Origin of the sequence: Burkholderia sp. Bp9140, from assembly GCF_003853425.1 — a bacterium.
GTDB lineage: Bacteria > Pseudomonadota > Gammaproteobacteria > Burkholderiales > Burkholderiaceae > Burkholderia.
In genome coordinates, this window is sequence record NZ_QTPQ01000017.1 from 121,133 (window position 1) to 144,709 (window position 23,577).

18 protein-coding genes are annotated in these 23,577 nt (G+C 68.8%); 10 read left to right on the forward strand and 8 right to left on the reverse strand.

Annotated features, from left to right (window positions below; all coding sequences use genetic code 11):
* Positions 1-294: 294 nt before the first annotated feature.
* From DIE21_RS16280 to DIE21_RS16295, 4 genes are all read right to left on the reverse strand, one after another.
* Positions 295-1,473, reverse strand: a complete 1,179-nt coding sequence (locus DIE21_RS16280; protein WP_124498659.1) for an acetyl-CoA C-acyltransferase — start codon at positions 1,471-1,473, stop codon at positions 295-297.
* 49 nt (positions 1,474-1,522) lie between these two features.
* The gene (gene pncA / locus DIE21_RS16285) at positions 1,523-2,155 is read right to left on the reverse strand and encodes a bifunctional nicotinamidase/pyrazinamidase (protein WP_046545910.1); all 633 of its coding nucleotides are present in this window, start codon (positions 2,153-2,155) and stop codon (positions 1,523-1,525) included.
* Positions 2,156-2,201: 46 nt separating this feature from the next.
* On the reverse strand, positions 2,202-4,286 hold the full coding sequence (locus DIE21_RS16290) for a 3-hydroxyacyl-CoA dehydrogenase NAD-binding domain-containing protein (protein WP_124498660.1): 2,085 nt from the start codon (positions 4,284-4,286) through the stop codon (positions 2,202-2,204).
* Positions 4,287-4,467: 181 nt separating this feature from the next.
* Positions 4,468-6,111: a 3-(methylthio)propionyl-CoA ligase gene (locus DIE21_RS16295; RefSeq protein WP_124498661.1), complete on the reverse strand. Its 1,644-nt coding sequence runs from the start codon at positions 6,109-6,111 to the stop codon at positions 4,468-4,470.
* Positions 6,112-6,275: 164 nt separating this feature from the next.
* Between DIE21_RS16295 and DIE21_RS16300 the strand changes: the two genes are divergently transcribed.
* From DIE21_RS16300 to DIE21_RS16320, 5 genes are all read left to right on the forward strand, one after another.
* Positions 6,276-7,844: a YdiU family protein gene (locus tag DIE21_RS16300; RefSeq protein WP_124498662.1), complete on the forward strand. Its 1,569-nt coding sequence runs from the start codon at positions 6,276-6,278 to the stop codon at positions 7,842-7,844.
* Positions 7,845-7,882: 38 nt separating this feature from the next.
* Positions 7,883-8,314 (forward strand): peptide-methionine (R)-S-oxide reductase MsrB, encoded by a 432-nt coding sequence (gene msrB, locus DIE21_RS16305; protein WP_096503123.1) that lies wholly within the window; start codon positions 7,883-7,885, stop codon positions 8,312-8,314.
* Positions 8,315-8,438: 124 nt separating this feature from the next.
* Complete coding sequence (locus DIE21_RS16310) at positions 8,439-8,969, forward strand: septation protein A (RefSeq protein ID WP_124498663.1); 531 nt, start codon at positions 8,439-8,441, stop codon at positions 8,967-8,969.
* Position 8,970: 1 nt separating this feature from the next.
* The gene (locus DIE21_RS16315) at positions 8,971-9,279 is read left to right on the forward strand and encodes a BolA family transcriptional regulator (RefSeq protein ID WP_012364068.1); all 309 of its coding nucleotides are present in this window, start codon (positions 8,971-8,973) and stop codon (positions 9,277-9,279) included.
* A gap of 18 nt (positions 9,280-9,297) precedes the next feature.
* Complete coding sequence (locus tag DIE21_RS16320) at positions 9,298-10,080, forward strand: peptidylprolyl isomerase (protein WP_124498664.1); 783 nt, start codon at positions 9,298-9,300, stop codon at positions 10,078-10,080.
* A 165-nt stretch (positions 10,081-10,245) separates the two neighbouring features.
* On the opposite strand, the gene DIE21_RS16325 is transcribed toward DIE21_RS16320, so the two are convergent.
* Together DIE21_RS16325 and purL are read right to left on the reverse strand one after the other, a co-directional pair.
* On the reverse strand, positions 10,246-10,788 hold the full coding sequence (locus DIE21_RS16325) for a GNAT family N-acetyltransferase (protein WP_124498665.1): 543 nt from the start codon (positions 10,786-10,788) through the stop codon (positions 10,246-10,248).
* The gene (gene purL / locus DIE21_RS16330; RefSeq protein ID WP_124498666.1) at positions 10,788-14,852 is read right to left on the reverse strand and encodes a phosphoribosylformylglycinamidine synthase; all 4,065 of its coding nucleotides are present in this window, start codon (positions 14,850-14,852) and stop codon (positions 10,788-10,790) included. Before purL ends, DIE21_RS16325 begins: the two co-directional genes overlap by 1 nt.
* Before the next feature lie 339 nt (positions 14,853-15,191).
* Here purL and DIE21_RS16335 point away from each other — a divergent pair, with 339 nt between their 5' ends.
* The 3 genes from DIE21_RS16335 (at position 15,192) to pgi (ending at position 19,826) form a co-directional block, all read left to right on the forward strand.
* Positions 15,192-16,496, forward strand: a complete 1,305-nt coding sequence (locus DIE21_RS16335) for an FAD-dependent oxidoreductase (protein WP_124498667.1) — start codon at positions 15,192-15,194, stop codon at positions 16,494-16,496.
* Between the two features lie 52 nt (positions 16,497-16,548).
* Complete coding sequence (locus DIE21_RS16340; protein ID WP_124498668.1) at positions 16,549-18,093, forward strand: NAD(P)H-hydrate dehydratase; 1,545 nt, start codon at positions 16,549-16,551, stop codon at positions 18,091-18,093.
* A gap of 110 nt (positions 18,094-18,203) precedes the next feature.
* Positions 18,204-19,826: a glucose-6-phosphate isomerase gene (gene pgi / locus DIE21_RS16345; protein WP_124498669.1), complete on the forward strand. Its 1,623-nt coding sequence runs from the start codon at positions 18,204-18,206 to the stop codon at positions 19,824-19,826.
* Positions 19,827-19,901: 75 nt separating this feature from the next.
* Here pgi and DIE21_RS16350 read toward each other — a convergent pair whose 3' ends face one another.
* Positions 19,902-20,603 (reverse strand): ABC transporter ATP-binding protein, encoded by a 702-nt coding sequence (locus tag DIE21_RS16350; protein ID WP_124498670.1) that lies wholly within the window; start codon positions 20,601-20,603, stop codon positions 19,902-19,904.
* On the opposite strand from DIE21_RS16350, the gene DIE21_RS16355 reads away from it, so the two are divergent.
* A complete protein-coding gene (locus DIE21_RS16355; RefSeq protein WP_124498671.1) occupies positions 20,602-21,276 on the forward strand; it encodes an arylesterase in 675 nt (224 codons plus the stop codon). The genes DIE21_RS16350 and DIE21_RS16355 overlap by 2 nt on opposite strands.
* 98 nt (positions 21,277-21,374) lie before the next feature.
* Here the strand turns inward: DIE21_RS16355 and DIE21_RS16360 are convergent, their stop codons facing one another.
* Entirely contained in the window at positions 21,375-23,309 is a 1,935-nt protein-coding gene (locus DIE21_RS16360) for a SurA N-terminal domain-containing protein (protein ID WP_124498672.1), read from the reverse strand.
* Between DIE21_RS16360 and DIE21_RS37540 the strand changes: the two genes are divergently transcribed.
* Positions 23,308-23,577: hypothetical protein (locus DIE21_RS37540; protein ID WP_221622388.1), on the forward strand; the 270-nt coding region annotated here is incomplete at its 3' end. The genes DIE21_RS16360 and DIE21_RS37540 overlap by 2 nt on opposite strands.

A 23,577-nucleotide genomic window follows, 5' to 3' on the forward strand; every position in this document is an offset into this window, starting at 1 on the left:
GCTGCGTGGTTCGAACGTTCGCGGCGCCGGAAACGCACGATGCATCGTCTTCGCCGGCTACCGGAAACGCGTCGCGTGCGTCGGTGCAACGCACGCGCTGGCCCATCCCGCCGAAAGGCAAATGTCAGAGCAAGTATAGGTGCGGCAATTCGTTTGACAAGTAAGGGGAAACGGCAGCATCGAATCCGCGCCGTTTACCGCCCGATTCTTACGAATTCCGTGCAACTGCCGCCGATTCGTCGTGCGGGCGCGACTTCCGCCGAAGGAGGCCGCGACCGTCGCACCGCCAAAAAATCAGACGATTTCGAACAGGCCGGCGGCCCCCTGCCCGCCGCCGATGCACATCGTGACGACCACGTACTTCACGCCGCGCCGCTTGCCTTCGATCAGTGCATGGCCCGTCAGGCGCGCGCCCGACACGCCGTACGGATGGCCGACGGCGATCGCGCCGCCGTTCACGTTCAGGCGCTCGTCAGGAATTCCGAGCGTGTCGCGGCAGTACAGCACCTGCACCGCGAATGCCTCGTTCAGTTCCCACAGGCCGATGTCGTCGACCTTCAGCCCCGCCTGCTTCAGCAGCTTCGGCACCGCGAACACCGGGCCGATCCCCATTTCGTCCGGCTCGCAGCCGGCCACCGCGAACCCGCGGAACACGCCGAGCGGCTGCAGCCCTTCGCGCTGCGCGACATCCGCGTTCATCACCACGCACGCCGACGCGCCGTCCGAGAACTGGCTCGCGTTGCCCGCGGTGATCACGCCGCCCGGCACGGCCGACCGGATCTTCGATACGCCTTCGAGCGTCGTGTCGGGCCGGATGCCTTCGTCGGCCGACACCGTCACGTCCTGCGTGAACAGCCGGCCCGTCGCCTTGTCGGCAATCCCCGCGCGTACGGTGATCGGCACGATCTCGTCGCGGAACAGCCCGGCTTCCTGCGCGGCCGCCGCCCGCAGTTGCGACCGCACGCCGTACTCGTCCTGCCGCTCCTTCGCGATCCCGTAGCGCTTCGCGACGTTCTCGGCCGTTTGCAGCATGTTCCAGTAGATCTCGGGCTTGTGCTCGACGAGCCAGCCCTCCTGGACCATGTGCCGGTTCATCTCGTTCTGCACGCACGAGATCGATTCGACGCCGCCTGCGACGTACACGTCGCCCTCGCCCGCGATGATCCGCTGGGCGGCGAGCGCGATCGTCTGCAGCCCGGACGAGCAGAAACGGTTCACCGTCATCCCCGGCACGCTCACCGGCAGCCCGGCGCGCAGCGCGATCTGCCGCGCGATGTTGGCGCCGGTCGCGCCTTCGGGGTTCGCGCAGCCCATGATCACGTCCTCGATGCGCGCGGGGTCCAGCTTCGCGCGTTCGAGCGCGGCCACGACCACGTGGCCGCCGAGCGTCGCGCCGTGCGTCATGTTGAATGCGCCACGCCACGATTTCGCGAGCGGCGTGCGTGCGGTCGATACGATTACGGCTTCGGTCATGCGAGTCTCCTTCGGTCCTGCTTCATGTCCTGAATCGGATGGGAATGCGCTACGCCGCCGGGCGCGCGCCCGCGGACGTCACATGCGCGACGCCCGCCGCCTGCATCTGTTGCCATGCATGCGCGAGCGACCCGTTCAGGTCGATCGCCCGGCATGCATCGTTGATCACGGCGGCCTCGAAGCCGGCCGCGCGCGCATCGAGCGCGGACCACGCGACGCAATAGTCGGTCGCGAGCCCGCAACACCACACGCGCTTCGCACCGAGCTCGCGCAGATAGCCGGCGAGCCCCGTGCGCGTCGTGCGATCGGCTTCGACGAACGCGGAATAGCTGTCGACCTGCGCGTCGCCGCCCTTGCGGATCACGAGCCTCGCATGCGGGATGTCGAGGTCGCGATGCAGCGCCGCGCCGTCGGTGTCCTGCACGCAGTGCACGGGCCACAGCACCTGCTCGCCGTATGGCAACGCGAGCGTCGAGAACGGCTCGCGCCCCGGGTGGTTGGCCGCGAACGACACGTGCTCGCGCGGGTGCCAGTCCTGCGTCAGCACGACCTGGTCGAAGCGTTGCGCGAGCGCGTTGATCACGGGCACGACCGCGTCGCCGTCCGGCACCGCGAGTGCGCCGCCCGGCATGAAGTCGTACTGCACGTCGATCACGAGCAACACGTCGTCAGTGCGTTTCATTGCGTTTCTCCTTGCAAGGCCGGTCGCGCTGCCGCGCGGCACGGCGTCAGCCGTTGAACCCTCGCCCGGCCTTGGCCAGCTCCGCGATCGACGGCGCCAGTTGCCACGCGTCGCCATTCGGCGCGGCCGCATGGCGGCGGATCGCACGCTCGACGTTGTAAAGGCCGACCGTGTCCGCGTACAGCATCGGGCCGCCACGCCACAGCGGGAAGCCGTAGCCGGTCAGATAGACCATGTCGATGTCGGACGCCTTCGACGCGATCTTCTCCTCGAGGATCTTCGCGCCTTCGTTGACGAGCGCGAACACGAGCCGCTCGACGATTTCGTCGTCGCCGATCTTGCGCCGCTCGACGCCGCGCTCCTTCGAATACGCGACGGCCATCTCGTCGACGAGCGCCGACGGCTTCGCCTTGCGCTCGCCCGGCACGTAGTCGTACCAGCCGCCGCCCGTCTTCTGGCCGAAGCGGCCCTGCTCGCACAGACGGTCGGCGATCCTCGAGTACTGCAGATCGGGCTTCTCGACATAGCGGCGCTTGCGGATCGCCCAGCCGATGTCGTTGCCGGCAAGGTCGCTCATCCGGAACGGGCCCATCGCGAACCCGAACTTCTCGATCGCACGATCGACCTGCGCGGGCAGCGCGCCTTCCTCGAGCATGAAGAGTGCCTGGCGGATGTACTGCTCGATCATCCGGTTGCCGATGAAGCCGTCGCACACGCCCGACACGACGGCCGTCTTGCGGATCTTCTTCGCCACCGCCATCACGGTCGCGAGCACGTCCTTCGCGGTCTGCGCGCCGCGCACGACCTCGAGCAGCTTCATCACGTTCGCGGGGCTGAAGAAGTGCATGCCGACCACGTCCTGCGGACGCTTCGTGAACGCGGCGATCCTGTCGACGTCGAGCGTCGACGTGTTCGACGCAAGGATCGCACCGGGCTTCGCCACGGCATCGAGCTGGCCGAACACCTGCTCCTTCACGCCGAGTTCCTCGAACACGGCCTCGACGATCAGGTCCGCCTCCTTCAGGTCGTCGTAGGACAGCGTCGGCGTGATCAGCGCCATGCGCGCGTCGAGCTTCTGCTGCGTGAGCTTGCCCTTCTTCACCTGCGCGTCGTAGTTCTTGCGGATCGTGGCCAGCCCGCGGTCGAGCGCATCCTGCTTCGTCTCGAGCAGCGTGACGGGCAGCCCCGCGTTGATGAAGTTCATCGCGATCCCGCCGCCCATGGTGCCCGCGCCGATCACGCCGACCCGGCGGATCTCGCGCACCGGCGTATCGGCCGGCACGTCGGGAATCTTGCTCGCCGCTCGCTCGCCGAAGAACGCATGCCGCAGCGCGCGGCTTTCCGGCGTCATCATCAGCGCGACGAAGCCGTCCCGCTCGGCGACGCTGCCCTTGTCGAAACCGTTCAGCACGCCCGCCTCGATCGCGTCGATGCACTTGTGCGGCGCGGGGAAATTCGGCGCGGCGGCCCGCGCCGAATTGCGCGCGAACTGGATGAAGCCCGCGGCGTTCTCGTGGACGATCTTGCGATCGCGCACGCGCGGATGCGGCCCGTTCCGCGCGCCGGCCTTGCGCGCGAACACGACGGCCGCGTCGAGCAGGTCGCCGTCGGCCATCTCGTCGAACAGCCCGCTGTTCGCGAGCTGCTCCGAGGGCACCGGCGCGCCCGACACGATCATGTTCAGCGCGGTTTCGAGGCCCACCGCACGCGGCAGCCGCTGCGTGCCGCCCGCGCCCGGCAGCAGGCCGAGCTTCACTTCGGGCAGCGCGACCTGCGCACCGGGCGCCGCGACGCGATAGTGCGCGCCGAGTGCAAGCTCCAGGCCGCCGCCCATCACGACGCTGTGCAGCGCCGCGACGACCGGCTTCGCGCTCGCCTCCACCGCGCGGATCACGGTGTGCAGCGTCGGCTCCTGCTGCGCCTTCGGGGTATTGAATTCGGTGATGTCGGCGCCGCCCGAGAACGCGCGGCCCGCGCCGGTCAGCACGATCGCCGTGACCGACGGATCCTGCGCGGCGCGCTCGAGCGCATCCATGACGCCCTGGCGCGTCGACAGGCCGAGCCCGTTGACGGGCGGATTGTTGAGCGTGATGACGGCCACGCCGTCGCGAGTCGAGTAATCCACTGCCATCTGCCTGCCTCCATGCATCGCGCGCCGGGGTGGCTACGCTTCATTGTGCGCGGTCGAACGGCCGCATGTCCGGATCGAACGGAGGCAGCATACAACGAAAAAGCACGGTCGTTCAATTTGAATTTTTCCCGATCCGGGGCCGGATCGGGAGACCGCCTGGTGGACCGTCGCCGGCCCCGGCTTACGGATTGCAGAGCGCCGTCGGCAGCACGTAGTCGCGGAACGTCTCGCGCAGCTTCAGCTTCTGCAGCTTGCCGGTCGCGGTGTGCGGCAGCGATTCGACGAACACGACGTCGTCGGGCACCCACCACTTCGCGACCTTGCCCTCGTAGAACGCGAGCAGCGTGTCGCGGGTCAGGTTCGCCCCTTCGCGCGGCACCACGACGAGCAGCGGACGCTCGGTCCATTTCGGGTGCGCACATGCGATGCACGCGGCTTCGGCGACGCCCGGATGCGCGATCGCGACGTTCTCGATGTCGATCGAGCTGATCCACTCGCCGCCCGACTTGATCACGTCCTTGCTGCGATCGGTGATCTGCAGGAAGCCGTCGGGGTCGATCGTCGCGACGTCGCCGGTCGGGAACCAGCCGTCCGACAGCGGCGACGCATCGCTCTTGAAGTAGTGATCGATCACCCATGGCCCGCGCACCTGCAGCTCGCCGAACGCGACGCCATTCCACGGCAGCTCGCGCCCGTCGTCGCCGACGATCCGCATGTCGACGCCGCAGATCACGCGCCCCTGCTTCTCCAGCAGCCGGCGCCGTGCATCGAGCGGCCGCTGCGACTGTGCCCAATTGAGCGTCGCGAGCGTGCCGAGCGGCGACAGCTCGGTCATCCCCCATGCGTGGATCACGCGCACGCCGTATTCGTCCTCGAACGTGCGCAGCATCGCGGGCGGGCACGCGGAGCCGCCGATCACCGTGCGGTTCAGCGTCGAGAAGCGCACGCCGGCCTCGCGCATGTAGTTCAGCAGCCCGAGCCACACGGTCGGCACGCCCGCGGAAAACGTCACGTGTTCGGCCTCCATCAGCTCGTACAGCGACTTGCCGTCGAGGTCCTTGCCGGGCAGTACGAGCTTGCCGCCCGTGAGCGGCACCGCGTACGGCAGCCCCCACGCGTTCACATGGAACATCGGCACCACGGGCAGCACGGCATCCAGCGCCGACAGGTTCATCGCATCGGGCAGCGCGGCACCGTACGCGTGCAGCACCGTCGAGCGATGCGAATACAGCACGCCCTTCGGGTTGCCGGTCGTGCCCGATGTGTAGCACAGGCCCGACGCCTGCAGCTCGTCGAGGCGCGGCCAGTCGTAGCGGCCGTCCTCGGCGTCGACGAGCGTTTCGTAGCACAGGTACGGCGTCGCGCCGGACGGCAGGTGCGCGGCGTCCGTCATCGCGATCCAGCCCTTCACGTGCGGGCACTGCGGCGCGATCGCATCGACGAGCGGCGCGAAATTGAGGTCGAAGAAGACGTAGCGGTCTTCCGCGTGATTGACGATGTAGGCGATCTGCTCGGGAAAGAGGCGCGGGTTGATCGTATGGCACACGGCACCCATCCCGCCGATCCCGTAATACGCCTCCAGGTGCCGGTAGCCGTTCCAGGCCAGGGTGCCAACGCGCTCGCCCGATTCGACGCCGAGCCGCGCGAGCGCCTGCGCGAGGCGCTTCGCGCGTTGCTCGCAGTCGCGGTACGTGTAGCGATGCAGGTCGCCTTCCACGCGCCGCGACACGATCTCCGTGTCGCCGGCATGACGCGCGGCATGCGCGATCAGCGACGACACCCGCAGCGGCATGTCCATCATCTGGCCCAGCAACGGCTTACCCATCGTCTTGTTCTCCCTGAAGGACGCGAATCGGTGACCAGCCTCGAAGCGGTGCGCCTGCTTGCGGCCCGTCCACGGCCCGGACAGGCCTGGCGCAACGCACGCGGGCCGCCATGCGGGCGGCGCGGCGCCGCCTTACAATATCGGCTTACCCAGAGGCGCTCAACATGTCGTTTTCCCGAAGCGCAGCCGATGCGGCTGACACTCTCCCCGACCTCGCCGCCACGCTCGGCACGCCGGCCGACGACGCGTTCGTCACGCTGGGCGACGCGTTTCATACGCGGCTGCCGGCCGCGCCGCTGCCCGCGCCGTACGTCGTCGGCTTTTCCGACGAAGTCGCGCAGCTGCTCGGCCTGCCGGCATCGCTCGCCGCACGACCCGGGTTCGCCGAGCTGTTCGCCGGCAACCCGACGCGCGACTGGCCCGCGACCGCGCTGCCGTACGCGTCGGTGTATTCCGGTCACCAGTTCGGCGTATGGGCCGGCCAGCTCGGCGACGGCCGCGCGCTGACGATCGGCGAACTCGCCAGTGCCGACGGCCAGCGCTACGAACTGCAGATCAAGGGCGGCGGCCGCACGCCGTATTCGCGGATGGGCGACGGCCGCGCGGTGCTGCGTTCGTCGATCCGCGAATTCCTGTGTTCGGAAGCGATGCATCACCTCGGCATTCCGACCACGCGCGCGCTCACGGTGATCGGCTCCGACCAGCCGGTGGTGCGCGAGGAGATCGAGACGTCGGCCGTCGTCACGCGGGTGTCGGAGAGCTTCGTGCGCTTCGGCCATTTCGAGCACTTCTTCTCGAACGATCGCCCGGACCGGCTGCGCCAGCTTGCCGATCACGTGATCGACCGCTTCTATCCGGCGTGCCGCGACGCCGACGATCCGTACCTCGCGCTGCTCGAAGCCGCGATGCTGCGCACGGCCGACCTCGTCGCGCAATGGCAGGCGGTCGGCTTCTGCCACGGCGTGATGAACACCGACAACATGTCGATCCTTGGCCTGACGATCGACTACGGCCCGTTCGGCTTCGTCGACGCGTTCGACGCGAACCACATCTGCAACCATTCCGACACGAGCGGCCGCTACGCGTACCGGATGCAGCCGCGCATCGCGCACTGGAACTGCTACTGCCTCGCGCAGGCGCTGCTGCCGCTGATCGGGCTGCAGCACGGGATCGCCGACGACGATGCGCGCGCCGAGCGCGCGGTCGACGATGCGCAGGCCGTGCTCGCGAAGTTTCCGGAACGCTTCGGCCCCGCGCTCGAACGCGCGATGCGGGCGAAGCTCGGCCTCGAGCTCGAACGCGAGAACGACGCCGAACTCGCGAACAAGCTGCTCGAAACGATGCACGCGAGCCATGCGGACTTCACGCTGACGTTTCGCCGGCTCGCGCAACTGTCGAAGCACGACGCGAGCCGCGACGCGCCGGTGCGCGACCTGTTCATCGATCGCGACGCGTTCGACGCGTGGGCGAACCTCTACCGCGCGCGGCTGTCCGAGGAGACACGCGACGACGCGGCCCGCGCGGCCGCGATGAATCGCGTGAACCCGAAATACGTGCTGCGCAACCATCTGGCCGAAGTCGCGATCCGGCGCGCGAAGGAAAAGGATTTTTCCGAAGTCGAGCGGCTCGCGCAGGTGTTGCGCCGGCCGTTCGACGAACAACCGGAACATGAAGCGTATGCGGCATTGCCGCCCGACTGGGCCGGGTCGCTCGAAGTGAGCTGCTCGTCGTGACCCGCACGACCCGACCGACCGATCAGGAGAACTCCCACATGTCACACGATTCCGACGACAAGACCTTCCCTTACCAGAAGGACGACGCCGAACTGCGCCGCCGGCTCACGCCGATGCAGTACGAGGTCACGCAGCACGCGGCGACCGAGCGCGCGTTCACCGGCGAATACACCGACACCGAGGACGCCGGCATCTACACATGCGTCGTCTGCAGCACGCCGCTGTTCGAATCCGGCGCGAAATTCCATTCGGGCTGCGGCTGGCCCAGCTACTTCAAGCCGCTCAACGGCGAGGTGATCGACGAGAAGATCGACCGCTCGCACGGAATGGTGCGCGTCGAGGTCCGCTGCAACCATTGCGGCGCGCATCTCGGCCACGTGTTCGAGGACGGTCCGCGCGACCAGACCGGTTTGCGGTACTGCATCAATTCGGCTGCGTTAAACTTCGAGTCCCGACCCGAAAACGAATGAGCGGCGCCGGACGGATCGGTCGGGCAGCCTTGCCGGCTGCCCCGATCCCGGACGGTGGCGCGCGGCGGGTCCCCACAACGGTGAAAGGCCGCGCGATGCAGCCTTTCACGCAGCTGCGAGCGCCATGAAATTCCTGTTCGATCTGTTTCCGATCATCCTGTTTTTCGCCGCCTTCAAGGTCTGGGGCATCTTCACCGCCACCGCCGTCGCGATCGTCGCGACGCTGGCCCAGGTCGCGTGGGTCGCCTTCCGGCACCGGAAGGTCGACACGATGCTGTGGGTCAGTCTCGGCGTGATCGTCGTCTTCGGCGGCGCCACCCTCGTCCTGCATGACGAAAAATTCATTCAATGGAAACCGACTGTGCTGTACTGGCTGTTTGCGATCGGGCTGCTGGCCGCGCGCTATGCGTTCGGCAACAACCTGATCGAGAAGATGATGGGCAAGCAGCTCACGCTGCCGCACCCCGTGTGGGACAAGCTGAACGTCGCGTGGGCGCTGTTCTTCGCGATGCTCGGCGTCGCGAACCTGTACGTGGTGCACAACTACACCGAATCGCAGTGGGTGAACTTCAAGCTGTTCGGCACGACGGGCGCGATGGTCGTGTTCATCATCCTGCAGAGCCTGTGGCTCACGAAGTACCTGAAGGACGAATGACATGACCGACGCCTTTCTCGACGCCTCGCCCGACGAGCGCATCGCGCTGATCGAAGCGCGCCTCACCGCGTCGCTCGCGCCGCTGTCGCTCGCGGTGCGCGACGACAGCGCGCAGCACGCGGGCCACGCCGGCGCGGCCGCCGGCGGCCACTACACGGTCACGATCGTGTCGGCCGCCTTCGCGGGCAAGCCGCGCGTCGCGCGGCACCGGCTGGTGTATGATGCGCTCGCTGATGCGATGCAGCGCGGCATTCACGCGCTCGCGATCGTGGCTTACACGCCCGAAGAATTCAACGAATCTTCAATCTAGTCTCAACAGGAATTCCCGATGATCCTGAAATCCCCCCGCCTGTGGGTCGCGGCGGCTGCTTTTGCAGCGGCACCGGCATTCGCCCAGAACATCGCCGTCGTCAACGGCACGCCGATTCCGAAGTCGCGCGCCGATGCGATGGTCGCGCAGCTCGTCCAGCAAGGCCAGACCGACAGCCCGCAACTGCAGCAGGCCGTGCGCCAGGAACTCGTGAACCGCGAAATCCTGATGCAGGAAGCAATCCGCGAAGGCATCCCGAACCGTCCGGACGTGAAGGCGCAGGTCGCCGTCGCGCAGCAGACGGTCGTGCTGCGCTCGATGATCGAGAGCTTCCTGAAGAAGAACCAGCCGACCGACGCGGAAGTGAAGGCGCGCTATGACGAGCTCGTGAAGGGCGCCGGCGGCAACCGCGAGTACCACCTGCACCACATCCTCGTCGACAGCGAGCAGCAGGCGAAGGACCTGATCGCGAAGATCAAGGGCGGCGCGAAGTTCGAGGATCTGGCAAAGCAGTACTCGAAGGATCCGGGTTCGGGCAAGAACGGCGGCGACCTCGACTGGTCCGACCCGAAGGCATACGTACCGGAATTCGCGGCGGCCGCGCAGAAGCTGCAGAAAGGCCAGATGACCGACACGCCGGTGAAGACGCAGTTCGGCTGGCACATCATCCGTGTCGACGACACCCGCGACGTCGCCCCGCCGCCGTTCGACCAGGTGAAGGCGCAGATCGCGCAGCAGCTCGTGCAGCAGAAGCTGCAGGCGTTCGAGGAAGGCCTGCGCCAGCAGGCGAAGATCCAGTAACGTCGGCGACGTTCGCCCACGCCAAGGCCGCTCCCCGGAGCGGCCTTTTTCTTTTTCATGCGCGCGTGTGATCAGTCGATCGACACGGCGGCTGCGCAAAGAAAAAGCCGCTTCGAGGCGGCTTTTCGGAACGGCGGAATCACGTCCGCGCGGCGCAGCGAACCGCTATGCCGGATAGAACGCCGCGTGATAGCGGACCTCACCCGACGGCCGCGGCGCGGCGGCATCGAACGCCAGCGCGAGGAAATACCCGGGCGGCGCGCCGGGGAACACGAGATCGCCGGACGGCACGAAGCCGAAACGCGCGTAGTACGCGGGATCGCCGAGCACGACGCAGCCGCGCGCACCGAGCCGGCGCAACGCGTCGAGCCCCGTGCGCACGAGCCCCGCACCCATGCTCTGGCGCCGGCACTCGGGCAGCACCGCGAGCGGCGCAAGCCCGTACCACGCGTGGCTGCCGGCCGGCTCGCCGCCGATCGACACCGGCGAGAACGCGACGTGGCCGATCACGCGGTCATCACGCTCCGCGACGAGCGATACGCCAAGTGCGCCGTCCGCGCGCAGCGCGTCGACGATCTGCCGCTCGAACTGCCCGTGCCGCGGCTCGTCCGCGAACGCGGTCGCGAGCACGCGACCGATCGCATCGACGTCGCTCGCGCGTTCGTCGCGCAGCGTGACGATCTCGACCGGTGCGTGCGGATCGAACATCAGCCGATCCAGCGGCGCGCGTTACGGAACACGCGCATCCACGGGCTCGCTTCGTCCCAGCCTTCCGGGTGCCAGCTCATCGTGACCGTGCGATGCACGCGCTCCATGTGCGGCATCAGCACCGAGAAGCGGCCGTCGGCCGTCGTGACCGACGTGATGCCGGCCGGCGACCCGTTCGGGTTGAACGGATAGCGCTCGGTCGCTTCGCCGCGGTGGTCGACGTAGCGCATCGCAACCGCGACGCGATCGATGTCGCCCTGCTGCGAGAAGTCCGCATAGCCTTCGCCGTGCGCGACCGCCACCGGAATCCGCGAGCCTTCCATCCCCGCGAAGAAGATCGACGGCGACTTCTCGACCTCGACGAACGAGAAGCGCGCCTCGAACTGCTCGGACTTGTTGCGCGTGAACTTCGGCCACGCTTCCGCACCCGGGATCATCGACGCGAGGCTCGACAGCATCTGGCAACCGTTGCAGATGCCGAGCGCGAACGTGTCGGGACGCGCGAAGAAGGCCGAGAACATGTCGGCGAGATTCGCGTTGAAGCGAATCGTCTTCGCCCAGCCTTCGCCGGCACCCAGCACGTCGCCGTACGAAAAGCCGCCGCATGCCACCGCGCCCGCGAAATCGGCGAGCGTCGCACGGCCGGCCAGCAGGTCGCTCATGTGCACGTCGTGCGCATCGAAGCCCGCGCGGTCGAACGCGTACGCCGTTTCGAGGTGCGAGTTCACGCCCTGCTCGCGCAGGATCGCGACGCGCGGGCGGGCGCCCGTCGCGATGAACGGCGCGGCGATGTCGTCGGCCGGATCGAACGTCAGCACCGGCGAGATGCCCGGGTCGGCCGCATCGAGCAGCGTGTCGTATTCGGCATCCGCACACGCGGGATTGTCGCGCAGGCGCGCGATGCGCCAGCTCACTTCGCCCCATGCGCGATGGAGTTCGGCGCGCGGCGCGTCGAAGACCTTCTTCGCGTCGCGGTACACCTCGATCACGTCGCGATCGTTGACCGTGCCGATCACGTGCGAGCACGCCGACAGGCCGCACTCGCGCAGCGCGCCGAGCACCGCGTCGCGATCGGCCGCGCGCACCTGCACGACGGCGCCGAGCTCTTCCGAGAACAGCGCGCGCAGCGTGCGATCCTCGCGGCGGCCGCTCGTCTGCTTCGCCCAGTCCTTCGCGTCGCCGTAGTCGGATTCGTGATGCGGGTCGAGCGTCAGCATGTCGACGTTCAGCGACACGCCCGCGTGACCCGCGAACGCCATTTCGCAGACCGTCGCCCACAGGCCGCCGTCCGAGCGGTCGTGGTACGCGAGCAGCTTGTCCTGCGCGTTGAGCGACTGGATCGCATTGAAGAAGCGCTTCAGGTCTTCCGGATCGTCGACGTCCGGCGTCGCATCACCGACCTGCTGCGTGACCTGCGCGAAGATGCTGCCGCCCATCCGGTTCTTGCCGCGGCCGAGATCGATCGCGATCAGCACGCTGTCGCCCGCGTCCGCGATGCGGCGCAGTTGCGGCGTCAGGTGGCGGCGCACGTCCTCGACCGGCGCGAACGCGGAGATGATCAGCGACACCGGCGACACCACTTCCTTCGCGACGCCCTGCTCGTCCCACTTGGTCTTCATCGACAGCGAGTCCTTGCCGACCGGAATGCCGATCCCGAGCGCCGGGCACAGTTCCATGCCGATCGCCTTGACCGTGTCGAACAGCGCGGCGTCCTCGCCGGCCGTGCCGCATGCGGCCATCCAGTTCGCCGACAGCTTCAGCTTGTCGAGCGACGCGATCGGCGCGCTCGCGATGTTCGTGATCGCCTCGCCGACGGCCATGCGGCCCGATGCCGGCGCGTCGATCACCGCGAGCGGCGTGCGCTCGGCCATCGTCATCGCCTCGCCCTTGAAGCCCGCGTAGTCGAGCGCGGTCACCGCGCAGTCGGCCACCGGCACCTGCCACGGGCCGACCATCTGGTCGCGCACCGACGTGCCGCCGACCGAACGGTCGCCGATCGTGATCAGGAACGACTTGCTGCCGACCGTCGGGTGCTTCAGCACGTCGACCGCGACTTCCGACAGCGCGATACCCGTCACGTCGACCGGCGCGCGCTCGGTCGCGACGCGCGCGACGTCGCGGTGCATGCGCGGCGGCTTGCCGAGCAGCACTTCCATCGGCATGTCGACCGGGTATTCGTCGACGCCCGTCGCTTCGTCGTCGACGAGCTTCAGCTGGCGTTCGTCGGTCGCGACACCGACCACCGCGAACGGGCAGCGCTCGCGCGCGCAGATCGCCTCGAAGCGCGGCAGGTCGGCCGGTGCGATCGCCAGCACGTAGCGCTCCTGCGCCTCGTTCGACCAGATTTCGCGCGGCGACAGGCCCGATTCCTCGAGCGCGACCTTGCGCAGTTCGAAGCGCGCGCCCTTGCCCGCGCCGTCGACGATCTCGGGGAACGCGTTCGACAGGCCGCCCGCGCCGACGTCGTGGATGCTCAGAATCGGGTTTTCCGCGCCGAGCTGCCAGCAGCCGTTGATCACTTCCTGCGCGCGCCGCTCGATTTCCGGGTTGCCGCGCTGCACCGAGTCGAAGTCGAGTTCGGCCGTGTTCGCGCCGGTCGCCATCGAGCTCGCCGCGCCGCCGCCCATGCCGATCCGCATGCCGGGGCCGCCGATCTGGATCAGCAGGGAGCCGGCCGGCACGTCGTGCTTGTGCGTGTGTTGATCCGCGATGTTGCCGAGGCCGCCCGCGATCATGATCGGCTTGTGATAGCCGCGCACCTGGCCGCCGACATTCTGCTCGTACACGCGGAAGTAGCCGCCGAGGTTCGGACGGCCGAATTCGTTGTTGAACGCGGCGCCGCCGAGCGGGCCGTCGATCATGATCTGCAGCGGCGACGCGATGCGGTCCGGGCGGCCGTACGGGCCGTGCGCGTCGTTCGGGTTGCGCCCGCCGACCGGTTGCGCCGCGTCGCGGGCGTTTTCCCACGACTGGCGTGCGTCAGGCAGGTCGAGGTTCGACACGGTGAAGCCCGTGAGGCCGGCCTTCGGACGCGCGCCGCGGCCCGTCGCGCCTTCGTCGCGGATCTCGCCGCCCGCGCCGGTCGCCGCGCCCGGGAACGGCGAGATCGCCGTCGGGTGGTTGTGCGTCTCGACCTTCATCAGCGTGTGCGTGAGCTCGGTATGACGACCATAACGTTCGCCCGGCTCGCCGGCCGCGCCCGCGTTGCGCGGGAACCAGCGCTCGGCTTCGGCGCCGACCATGATCGACGAGTTGTCCGAATACGCGACGATCGTGCCCTGCGGGCTCAGCTTCTCGGTGTTGCGGATCATCGCGAACAGCGACATGTCCTGCGCTTGCCCGTCGATCGTCCACTGCGCGTTGAAGATCTTGTGGCGGCAGTGCTCGCTGTTCGCCTGCGCGAACATCATCAGCTCGACGTCGGTCGGGTTGCGCTCGAGCTTGCGGAACGCGTCGACCAGGTAGTCGATCTCGTCGTCGGCGAGCGCGAGGCCCAGCTCGACGTTCGCGCGCTCGAGCGCGGCGCGGCCGACGCCCAGCACGTCGACGGTCGCGAGCGGCCTGGCCGGCAGTTCGTCGAACAGGTGCTTCGCGTCGTCGCGCGCGGCGACCACGCTTTCGGTCATCCGGTCATGCAGCGCGGCTGCCACCGCGGCGCGCGCGTCGTCGGACAACGCCTTCTTGCCGCCGAGCAGGCCCGACTTCAGCGTGACCGTGAATTCGACGCCGCGCTCGATGCGGCGCACCTGCGTGAGGCCGCAGTGCTGCGCGATGTCGGTCGCCTTGCTCGCCCACGGCGAAACCGTGCCGAAGCGCGGCAGCACGACGAAGGTCTCGGCCGTCCCCTTCTCGGCCGCCGGTCCGAACGGCGCGCCGTAGTGCATCAGCGCGTCGATGCGGGCGCTGTCGTCCGCCGACAGCGGCTCGGCCGCATTGACGAAGTGCAGGAACTGGCCGCGCACCGCGACGATGTTGGCGTCGATTTGCCTGAGCGTGTCGAGCAGACGGGTTTGACGGAAATCGGAGAGGGCCGAAGCGCCGGGAAAACACGAGAAGTGAGCCATGGGCTGGACTGACGTCGATGAGTCGCGCGAGGTGGCGACGTGGGGCGAAAGGAAGGCCGTAATTATACCCGGAAGTCGGTCGCCCCAGACCGGCTGATCGGCACCCGTCACGCACCGCGACGGTGCGCCGGCGCCCGCCGCCCCCAACCGCCCGCCGCGCCTGCCACGCCTGCGTGCACGGCCGCGGCAGCCGGCGACCGCACGGCGGCGGAAGCGGATGGCATCGCGTGGCGCCGGTTGGCGCGATTTTGGCGCTATCATTCCCGGTTCACCGGGCCGGGGGCCCGTCAGCGAATTCTCACCGGGCGGCGTGCGCGCCGCCCGTCATCGAAGCAATCCATGGATGTCATCGTCATCGGCGGCGGAATCAGCGGCGTCGCCACCGCCTACCAGCTGCGCGCGGCCGGCCATCGCGTGTGCGTGGTCGAACGCCACGCGACCGTCGCGCAGGGCGCGACCTACGGCGACGGCGGCACGCTGCTGCCGAGCCCGCTCGACGTCTGGTTCGGCCCGACCTTCATGCGCCAGCGCCAGCCGCGCGACACCGGCATCGTCTACAAGCCGGGCTTCAACGGCGGCGTGCGCCGCTTCGTCAAGCAGCTCGCCGCGCTGCGCGAGCCCGGCGCATTCGCCGCGCAGTATGCGCGGCTGCGCCCGCTGATCGACGCGTCGCGCGAAACCCTCGCCGACATCGAAGCACGCTTCGAGCTCGAATTCGAGCAGAAGCCCGGAATCCTGCATGTCGTGCGCGATCCGCGCGACTGGGAAGCCATGCAGCCCGCGCTCGACCTGCTGCGCACGCTCGACCAGCCGTACCGCGTGCTCACCGCCGACGAATGCGCGGCACTCGAGCCGTCGGTGCCGGCCGAGCCCGGCTTCGCCGGCGGCGTGCTGCTGGAGACCGAGCGCACCGGGAACTGCCCGCTGTTCGCGAAGCTGGTCAAGCAGACGCTCGACGAGCACGGCGTGCAGTTCCGCTTCGGCGCGGACGTCGCCGCGATCCGCGTCGACACCGGCCGCGCCGCGGTCGAGCTCACACCGCCGGCCGGCGGCCGGCACGCAGCGAAGGCGCGCGAGGTCGACGTGATGTCGGCCGACGCGATCGTGGTCGCCGCCGGCGCCGGCAGCCTGCCGCTGCTGGAGCGGCTCGGCTGGCGGCTGCCGCTGCATCCGGTCCGCGCCCATACGCTGACCGCGCCGGTCGCGTACGAGGAACATGCACCGCACCTGAGCGTGGTCGATTCGATCAAGCGGATCTCGATCACACGCACCCACCAGCGGCTGCGCGTCGGCGGCGGCGCCGTGCTGCAGAGCCTCGCCGACACCGCGAAGCCGCTCCCCGAGCCGCTGTCCGAGGCCGCGCTCGCGCTGCTCGGCCAGGCCGTCCACGACTGGGTGCCGGGCGCGGCGAAGATTTCCGCCGCGTTGTCCTGGCAGGGCACGCAGCTGCTGTCGCCGGACGGCCTGCCGGTCGTCGGTCCGACCCCGCATCCGCGCGTGTTCGTCAATTTCGGCCACGGGCCGGCCGGTTGGGGCCTCGCGTGCGGGTCTGCTAAAGTGGTGACCGACTGCCTGGGCGGCGACACGCAGACGTGGCCCGCCGACACGCTCGCCGCGCTGAGCGCCGCACGCTTCACGACCTGACCGCCGCGGGCCCGTCCCGGGGCGGCTCACTCCCCGCTGCCATGACCCCGCGATGACGAATGCCCGCCCGCTTCCCGACTCCGCCCCGCTTGCGCTGCTGCGCGTCGCCGACCTGCGCGCGGCCGAGACCGCCGCAACCGCCGAACTGCCGCCGCACACGCTGATGGGCCGCGCAGGCGCCGCCGCCGCGCGCTGGCTGTCCGAGCGGGTCGCCGGCGACGAACGCCCGGTCTGGTTCGCGGTCGGCCCCGGCAACAACGGCGGCGACGCGCTGGTGGCCGCCGCGCAGTTGCAGCAGCTCGGCGTCGCGACGCAGGCGTGGATGCCGGTGCCGGTCAAGCCGGAGGATGCGCAATGGGCGCTCGGCCTCGCGCGCGCGGCCGGCGTGCCGCTGTCCGCCGAACCGCCGGCATCGCTCGACGATTACGCATGGGTCGTCGACGGGCTGTTCGGCATCGGCCTCGGCCGCGCGCTCGACGGTCCGTTCGCCGCCCAGGCCGCGCGCATCGCCGCGCGCACCCGAAACGGCGGCCGCGTGCTCGCGCTCGACGTGCCGAGCGGACTGGACAGCGACACGGGCCGGATCGTCGGCGCGGGCGTGGCGGTCGCCGCAACGCATACGCTCACCTTCATCGGTGCGAAGCCGGGCCTTTACACCGGCGACGGCCGCGATCTCGCCGGCGAGATCGACATCGCGTCGCTCGACGTCGCACCGCCCGCCGCGCCGGCCGTCGTGCTGAATGCACCGGCCCGGTTCGCCGCCGCGCTGCCCGCCCGCGCGTTCGCATCGCACAAGGGCACGTTCGGCAGCCTGGCGGTGCTCGGCGGCGACACCGGCATGTGCGGCGCGCCGATCCTCGCCGCGCGTGCCGCGCTGTTCGCGGGTACGGGCAAGGTGCATGTCGGCTTTCTCGGCGCCGGCGCGCCGCCGTACGATCCGCCGTTTCCCGAGCTGATGCTGCATCCGGCCGACGGCCTCGACCTCGCTGCGATGTCCGCGATCGCGGCAGGCTGCGGCCTCGGCACGCGCGAGGCCGCGGCAACCCTCGTGCACGACGTGCTCGCGCACGACGCCCTGACACTGCTCGACGCCGACGCGCTGAACCTCGTCGCGACGCACGCCGAGCTCGCGGCCGCCATTGCGGCCCGCGGCGCGCGCGGCCTCGCGTGCGTGCTGACGCCGCATCCGCTCGAGGCAGCGCGGCTGCTCGGCACCGATACCGCGACGGTGCAGCACGACCGGCTTGCCGCGGCCCAGGCGCTGGCCGCGCGCTACGCGAGCATCGTCGTGCTGAAAGGCTCGGGCACGGTGATTGCGGCGCCCGACGGCCGCCTGACGATCAACCCGACCGGCAACGCCGCGCTCGCCACGGGCGGCACCGGCGACGTGCTCGGCGGCCTGATCGGCGCGTTGCTTGCGCAGCGCGTCGCCCCGTACGAAGCCGCGCTCGCGGGCGTGTACCTGCACGGCCTCGCGGCCGACACGTTGAGCGCGAACGGTACGGGCCCGGCCGGCCTCACCGCGGGCGAGCTCGCGCCGATGGTGCGCACGCTGATCAATCGCCTTTTTTACCCGTCGCCGCGCGCCGACATATAACGCCGCTATACTGAGTGCCCCGCCGCACGGCGGGCCCGCTCGTCCGCCGGCCTTCCGATCCGATGCGCCGGCGCGGCATTCCTCCCGATTCACGCTTCACTCGAACCGCCATGACGCTGAATTCGCTCCCCGCCTGGACTGCCCTTCAATCCCACTTCGAACAGATCCGCCATGCGCGGCTGCGCGACTGGTTCGCGCCGGAAAACGACCGCGCGCCGACCCGTGCCGAACGCTTCACGGTCCCGGGCGGCGGCCTCGCGGCCGACTTCTCGAAGAACCGCATCAACGACGACACGCTGCGCCTGCTCGTGCAGCTGGCCCGCGAAGCGGGCGTCGAAGCGCGCCGCGACGCGATGTTCGCCGGCGAGATCGTCAACCCGACCGAAGGCCGCGCCGCGCTGCACACGGCATTGCGCGCGACCGACCCGCACGCGCCGTTCCATGCGCAGATCAGCGCCGAGCGCGCGAAGATGGCGACCTTCGCACGCGCCGTGCGCAGCGGCGCGTGGACCGGCTACACCGGCAAGCGCATCCGCCACGTGATCAACATCGGCATCGGCGGCTCGGACCTCGGGCCGAAGATGGTCACGCACGCGCTGCATCACGTCGCGAGCCCGGACATCTCGACCCACTTCGTGTCGAACGTCGACGGCGCCGATCTCGCGCGCGTGCTCGAACAGGTCGACCCGGAAGCAACGCTCGCGATCATCGTGTCGAAGACCTTCACGACGCTCGAGACGATGACGAACGCACGCTCGCTGCGCGACTGGTTCGTCGCGCGCGGCTGCCCCGAGGACGCGCTCGCGAAGCACTTCGTCGGCGTGTCGGCGAACCCGGCCGAAGTCGTGAAGTTCGGCATCGCCGCGGACAACGTGTTCGAAATGTGGGACTGGGTCGGCGGCCGCTACTCGCTGTGGTCGGCGGTCGGCCTGTCGATCATGATCGCGATCGGGCCCGAGCAGTTCGACGAACTGCTCGCCGGCGCGAACGACATGGACCGCCATTTCCGCGACGCGCCGCTCGAGCGCAACCTGCCGGTGCTGCTCGGCCTGATCGGCATCTGGTATCGCAACTTCTTCGGCTCGCAGAGCTATCTCGTCGCGCCGTATTCGGAAGCGCTGCACTACCTGCCGTCGTACCTGCAGCAGCTCGAGATGGAAAGCAACGGCAAGTCCGCGCGCCTGGACGGCAGGTTCGTCGACTACCCGACGTCGGCCGTCACGTGGGGCGAGCCGGGCACCAACGGCCAGCATGCGTTTTTCCAGATGCTGCACCAGGGCCCGACGATCGTGCCGATCGACTTCATCGCGGTGCTCACGCCCGAGCATTCGCTCGCGAGCCATCATCCGAAGCTGCTCGCGAACTGCTTCGCGCAGAGCGAAGCGCTGATGCTCGGCCGCACGCTCGACGAAGCGCGCAAGGTCGCCGGCCCCGGCAAGGAAGCGCTCGCGCCGCACCTGACGTTCCCCGGCAACCGCCCGACGACGACGCTGCTGGTGGACGCGCTGACGCCGCGCACGCTCGGCGCGCTGATCGCGCTCTACGAGCACAAGGTGCTGGTGCAGGCGACGGTGTGGGACATCAATCCGTTCGACCAGTGGGGTGTCGAGCTCGGCAAGATTCTCGGCAAGGTCGTCGAAGCCGACCTGTCGGCGGAGTCGGTCGATCCCGCGAAGCACGATTCGTCGACGACCGCGCTGATCGAGCGCGCGCGAGCGGCGCTCAAGCGCTGAGACGCGACAGCGTCGAACGCATGCCGGCCGCACGGGCGATCCGCCCTGTGCGGCCGGCAGGAATTCAGTCTCGCGCTATACCGCTTGCGGCGCGACGATGCGTCCGGCGTCGATGGTGATCGTCGTCGCGCAGCGCCGCGCGAGTTCGGCATCGTGCGTGACGAGCACGAGCGTCGCGCCGTGCGTGCGGTTCAGTTCGAACATCAGGTCGATGACCGCGTGGCCCGTGGCCGCATCGAGGCTGCCGGTCGGTTCGTCGGCGAACAGGATCGCCGGATGCGTGACGAATGCGCGCGCGAGCGCGACACGCTGCTGCTCGCCGCCCGACAGCAGTTTCGGATAATGCGCGGTGCGCCCGCCGAGACCGACCTGCACGAGCAGCGCGCGGGCACGATCGGCCGCGTCGCGCGCACTGATCCCGCCCTGCAGCTCGAGCGGCAGCATCACGTTCTCGAGTGCTGTCAGGTGCGGCATCAACTGGAACGACTGGAACACGAACCCGACCGCGCCGTTGCGCAGCGCGGCGCGCTCGTCCTCGTCGAGCGGGTCGAGCGCGCGGCCGAGCAGGCGAACCGTGCCGCTCGTTGCACTGTCCAACCCCGCAAGCAGGCCGAGCAGCGTCGATTTGCCCGACCCCGATGCACCGACGATCGCGAGGCTGCTGCCAGGCTGCACGGCGAGCGTGATGCCGTCGAGGATCGTCAGCTCGCCCGTTGCATCGGCAACTCGCTTGCACACGTCATGGACTTCGATGATCGGATCGGTAATCTTGAACATGGACACGACATTCCGCTGGAAAAGACGCGTGGCGCTCGCCGCGCTCCTGGGTACCCTGGTCGCAACAACCATGCCCGCACGTGCCGCGACGACGGCGGCCCCGACATCGGGCCAGCCCGCGCTCGTCGTGCTCGGCGACAGCCTGTCGGCCGAATTCGGGCTGCCGCGCGACACCGGCTGGGTTGCGCTGCTGCGGCAACGGCTCGCGACCGAGCGAATCGATTATAGCGTCGCGAACGCGAGCGTCAGCGGCGACACCACGAGCGGCGGCCGCGCACGACTGCCTGCGGTGCTGCAACGGCTCAAGCCGTCGATCGTCGTCGTCGAGCTCGGCTCGAACGATGCGCTGCGCGGCGTGCCGCTCGCGACGACCGAGCAGAACCTGCGCGACATCATCGCCGATGCGCGGCAAGCGCGCGCGAAGGTCGTGCTGGTCGGCATGTACGTGCCGCCCAACTACGGGCCCGACTACACGCAGAAATTCCACGCGGTCTATACACGGCTGTCGAAGGAACTCGGCGTGCCGCTCGTGCCGTTCCTGCTGGCCGGCATCGAGAACAAGCCGGAGATGTTCCAGTCGGACCAGATGCATCCCGCACAGCAGGCGCAGGGCATCCTGCTCGACAACGTCTGGCCGGCGCTGAAGCCGCTGCTCGGCAAGCCGCGCGGCTGACCTGACGCCTCGCCGCCGGAAAACAAAAAGCCCCGCTCGAAGCGGGGCTTTTCATTGTTTCGTGCGAAACCGTGAACGGCGCTTCGCTAAATTGCCACTTAGTTGCCGCCGTCCTGCGACTGGCTCTGCGTGGTGCCGTACAGCTTCACCTTCGAGCGGTCGCGCAGCGCGGCGAGATACGCTTCGCCTTCGCTTTGCGCTTCGACCTGCGCCATCTGCTGCTGCGCGGCCGCGAGCTGCTGCGGATCGACGGCCGTCCCCGCGATCACCGCGTTCACGCGATAGATCGCGTAGCCGCCCGCACCGAGATCGACACCGACGTACGCCGGCAGCGTCTTCGCATCGACCTTGTAGACGGCGCTCAGCGCTGCCGGCGTCAAGCCCTGCGACTGCGTGCGCGACACCTTCTGCGCGGTCGTGAAGCCATCGGCCGACTTCGACTTCTGCAGCTCGGCCAGCTTCGCCGCACCGTCCTTCTTCGCGAGTTCCGCGGCCTGCTCGGCGACGACCTTCTGACGCACCACGTCCTTGATCGTGTCGAGCGCCGGCACGGCACCCGGCTTGTAGTCGGTCACGCGCGCCGAGATCAGCGTGTTGTTGCCCACGTCGATCGCCTGCGTGTTGTTCTGGTTCTTCACCGAATCGTTCGCGAACACGGCGGCGAGGAACTTCGGATTGTTCAGCGGGCTCGTCGGCGGCAGTTGCGGATTCGGCGTCGGCGTGACCGTGGCAGTCTGGATCGTCAGCTTGTACTTGTCGGCGGCCGGCTGCAGCGTCTTCGCCTTCTCATACACGGTCGACGTGAAGCCTTCCGCATTGTCCGAGAACGCCTTCGCTGCGTACTGCTGCTTCAGGTCGACTGCGATCTGGTCCTTCACGTCCGCGAACGGCTTGACCACCGACGGCTTCACCTCCGTCGCCTTCAGGATATGGAAGCCGAGATCCGATTGCACGATACCGCTCACGTCGCCCTGCTTCAGCGCGAACGCCGCATCGTCGAACGCCTTGCCGCCCGCCGTCGAGCCGCGCGTGATGAAGCCGAGATCGCCGCCCTTCGCGGCCGACGGCGCATCCTGCGAGCTCTTCTGCGCGAACTGCGCGAACTGGTCCGGATGCGCCTTCACGTCGGCCAGCAGCTGCTCGGCCTTCGCCTTCGCGGCCGCCTTGTCAGCCGCGCTTGCATCGCTCGCCGCGGCGATGAAGATGTGGCTCACGCGCACCTGTGCTTCCGAGCGGAAGTGCGTCGGGTTGTCGTCGTAGAACTTCTTGATGTCCGCATCGGTCGGCTGCGCGCTCGCGGCGGCCGCTGCCGGCGAATAGACGAGATACTGGATCGTCGCGGTTTCCGGCGTCGCGAAGCTTTGCTTGTGCGCGTCATAGTACGCGGTGAGCTGCGCGGCGGTCGGCTGTACCTTCGCCGCGTAGTCGCTCGTCTTCAGCACGAGCGCCTGCACGTCGCGCTGTTGCGCGGCCAGTTCCGACAGGCGTTGCGCCGGGCCCTTGGGTGTGAATGCGCTCGCCACGATGCTCGCCGGAATCTGCTGCAGCGAGAGGCTGTAGCGCACGCGCTCCTGGTACTGCTCGGGCGTCATCCCCTGGAACGACAGCAGTTGCGCATAGCGCTGGACATCGATCGAACCGTCGGGCTTCTTCAGCGACGCGATCATCGGGTCGCCCATCAGCGCGTCGCGCACGGCGTTGTCGGATGCGGTCAGGTGCAGGCGCTGCGTCTCGTCGGCCAGCACGCGTTGCTGGACCAGGCCGTCGAGCACCTGCTTGCGATGTTCGGGCGTATCGAACATCTTGATGTCGAACTGCCCGCCGAGCGCCTGGCGCGCCTGGTCGATCTGCTGGCGGAACGCGCCGTCGAATTCGACCCGCGTGATCTTGTGCCCGTTGACCGCCGCGACGTTCGCACTGTCGTCGAAGAAGCCGCGGAAGCCTTGGATCCCGACGAAACCCAGCCCCGGCAACACGATCAGGAGCAGGAGCGCCATCATCAGGCGCTGGTGATTACGAAAGAAATCGAGCATGCGTGACGGGAAAATTGGACAAAACGTCCGATATTACAACATACGGGGTGGCACGGGAGAAAAGCAGGTGCGCAACGAACGGGCGCAACCAGCGATGCAAATGAAAAAATCCGCGCAAGGCGGTCTTCTTCATTTTCTGGCGGAGCGGACGGGACTCGCCTACATCCTGCAGGCCGCGGCTGCGCGTACACGCGCAGCCCTTCGAGTCCCGCCGGAAGCCGCGCAGGCGGCTTCCTCCACTCCGCAGTCACGCGCCCGCAAGCGGGCG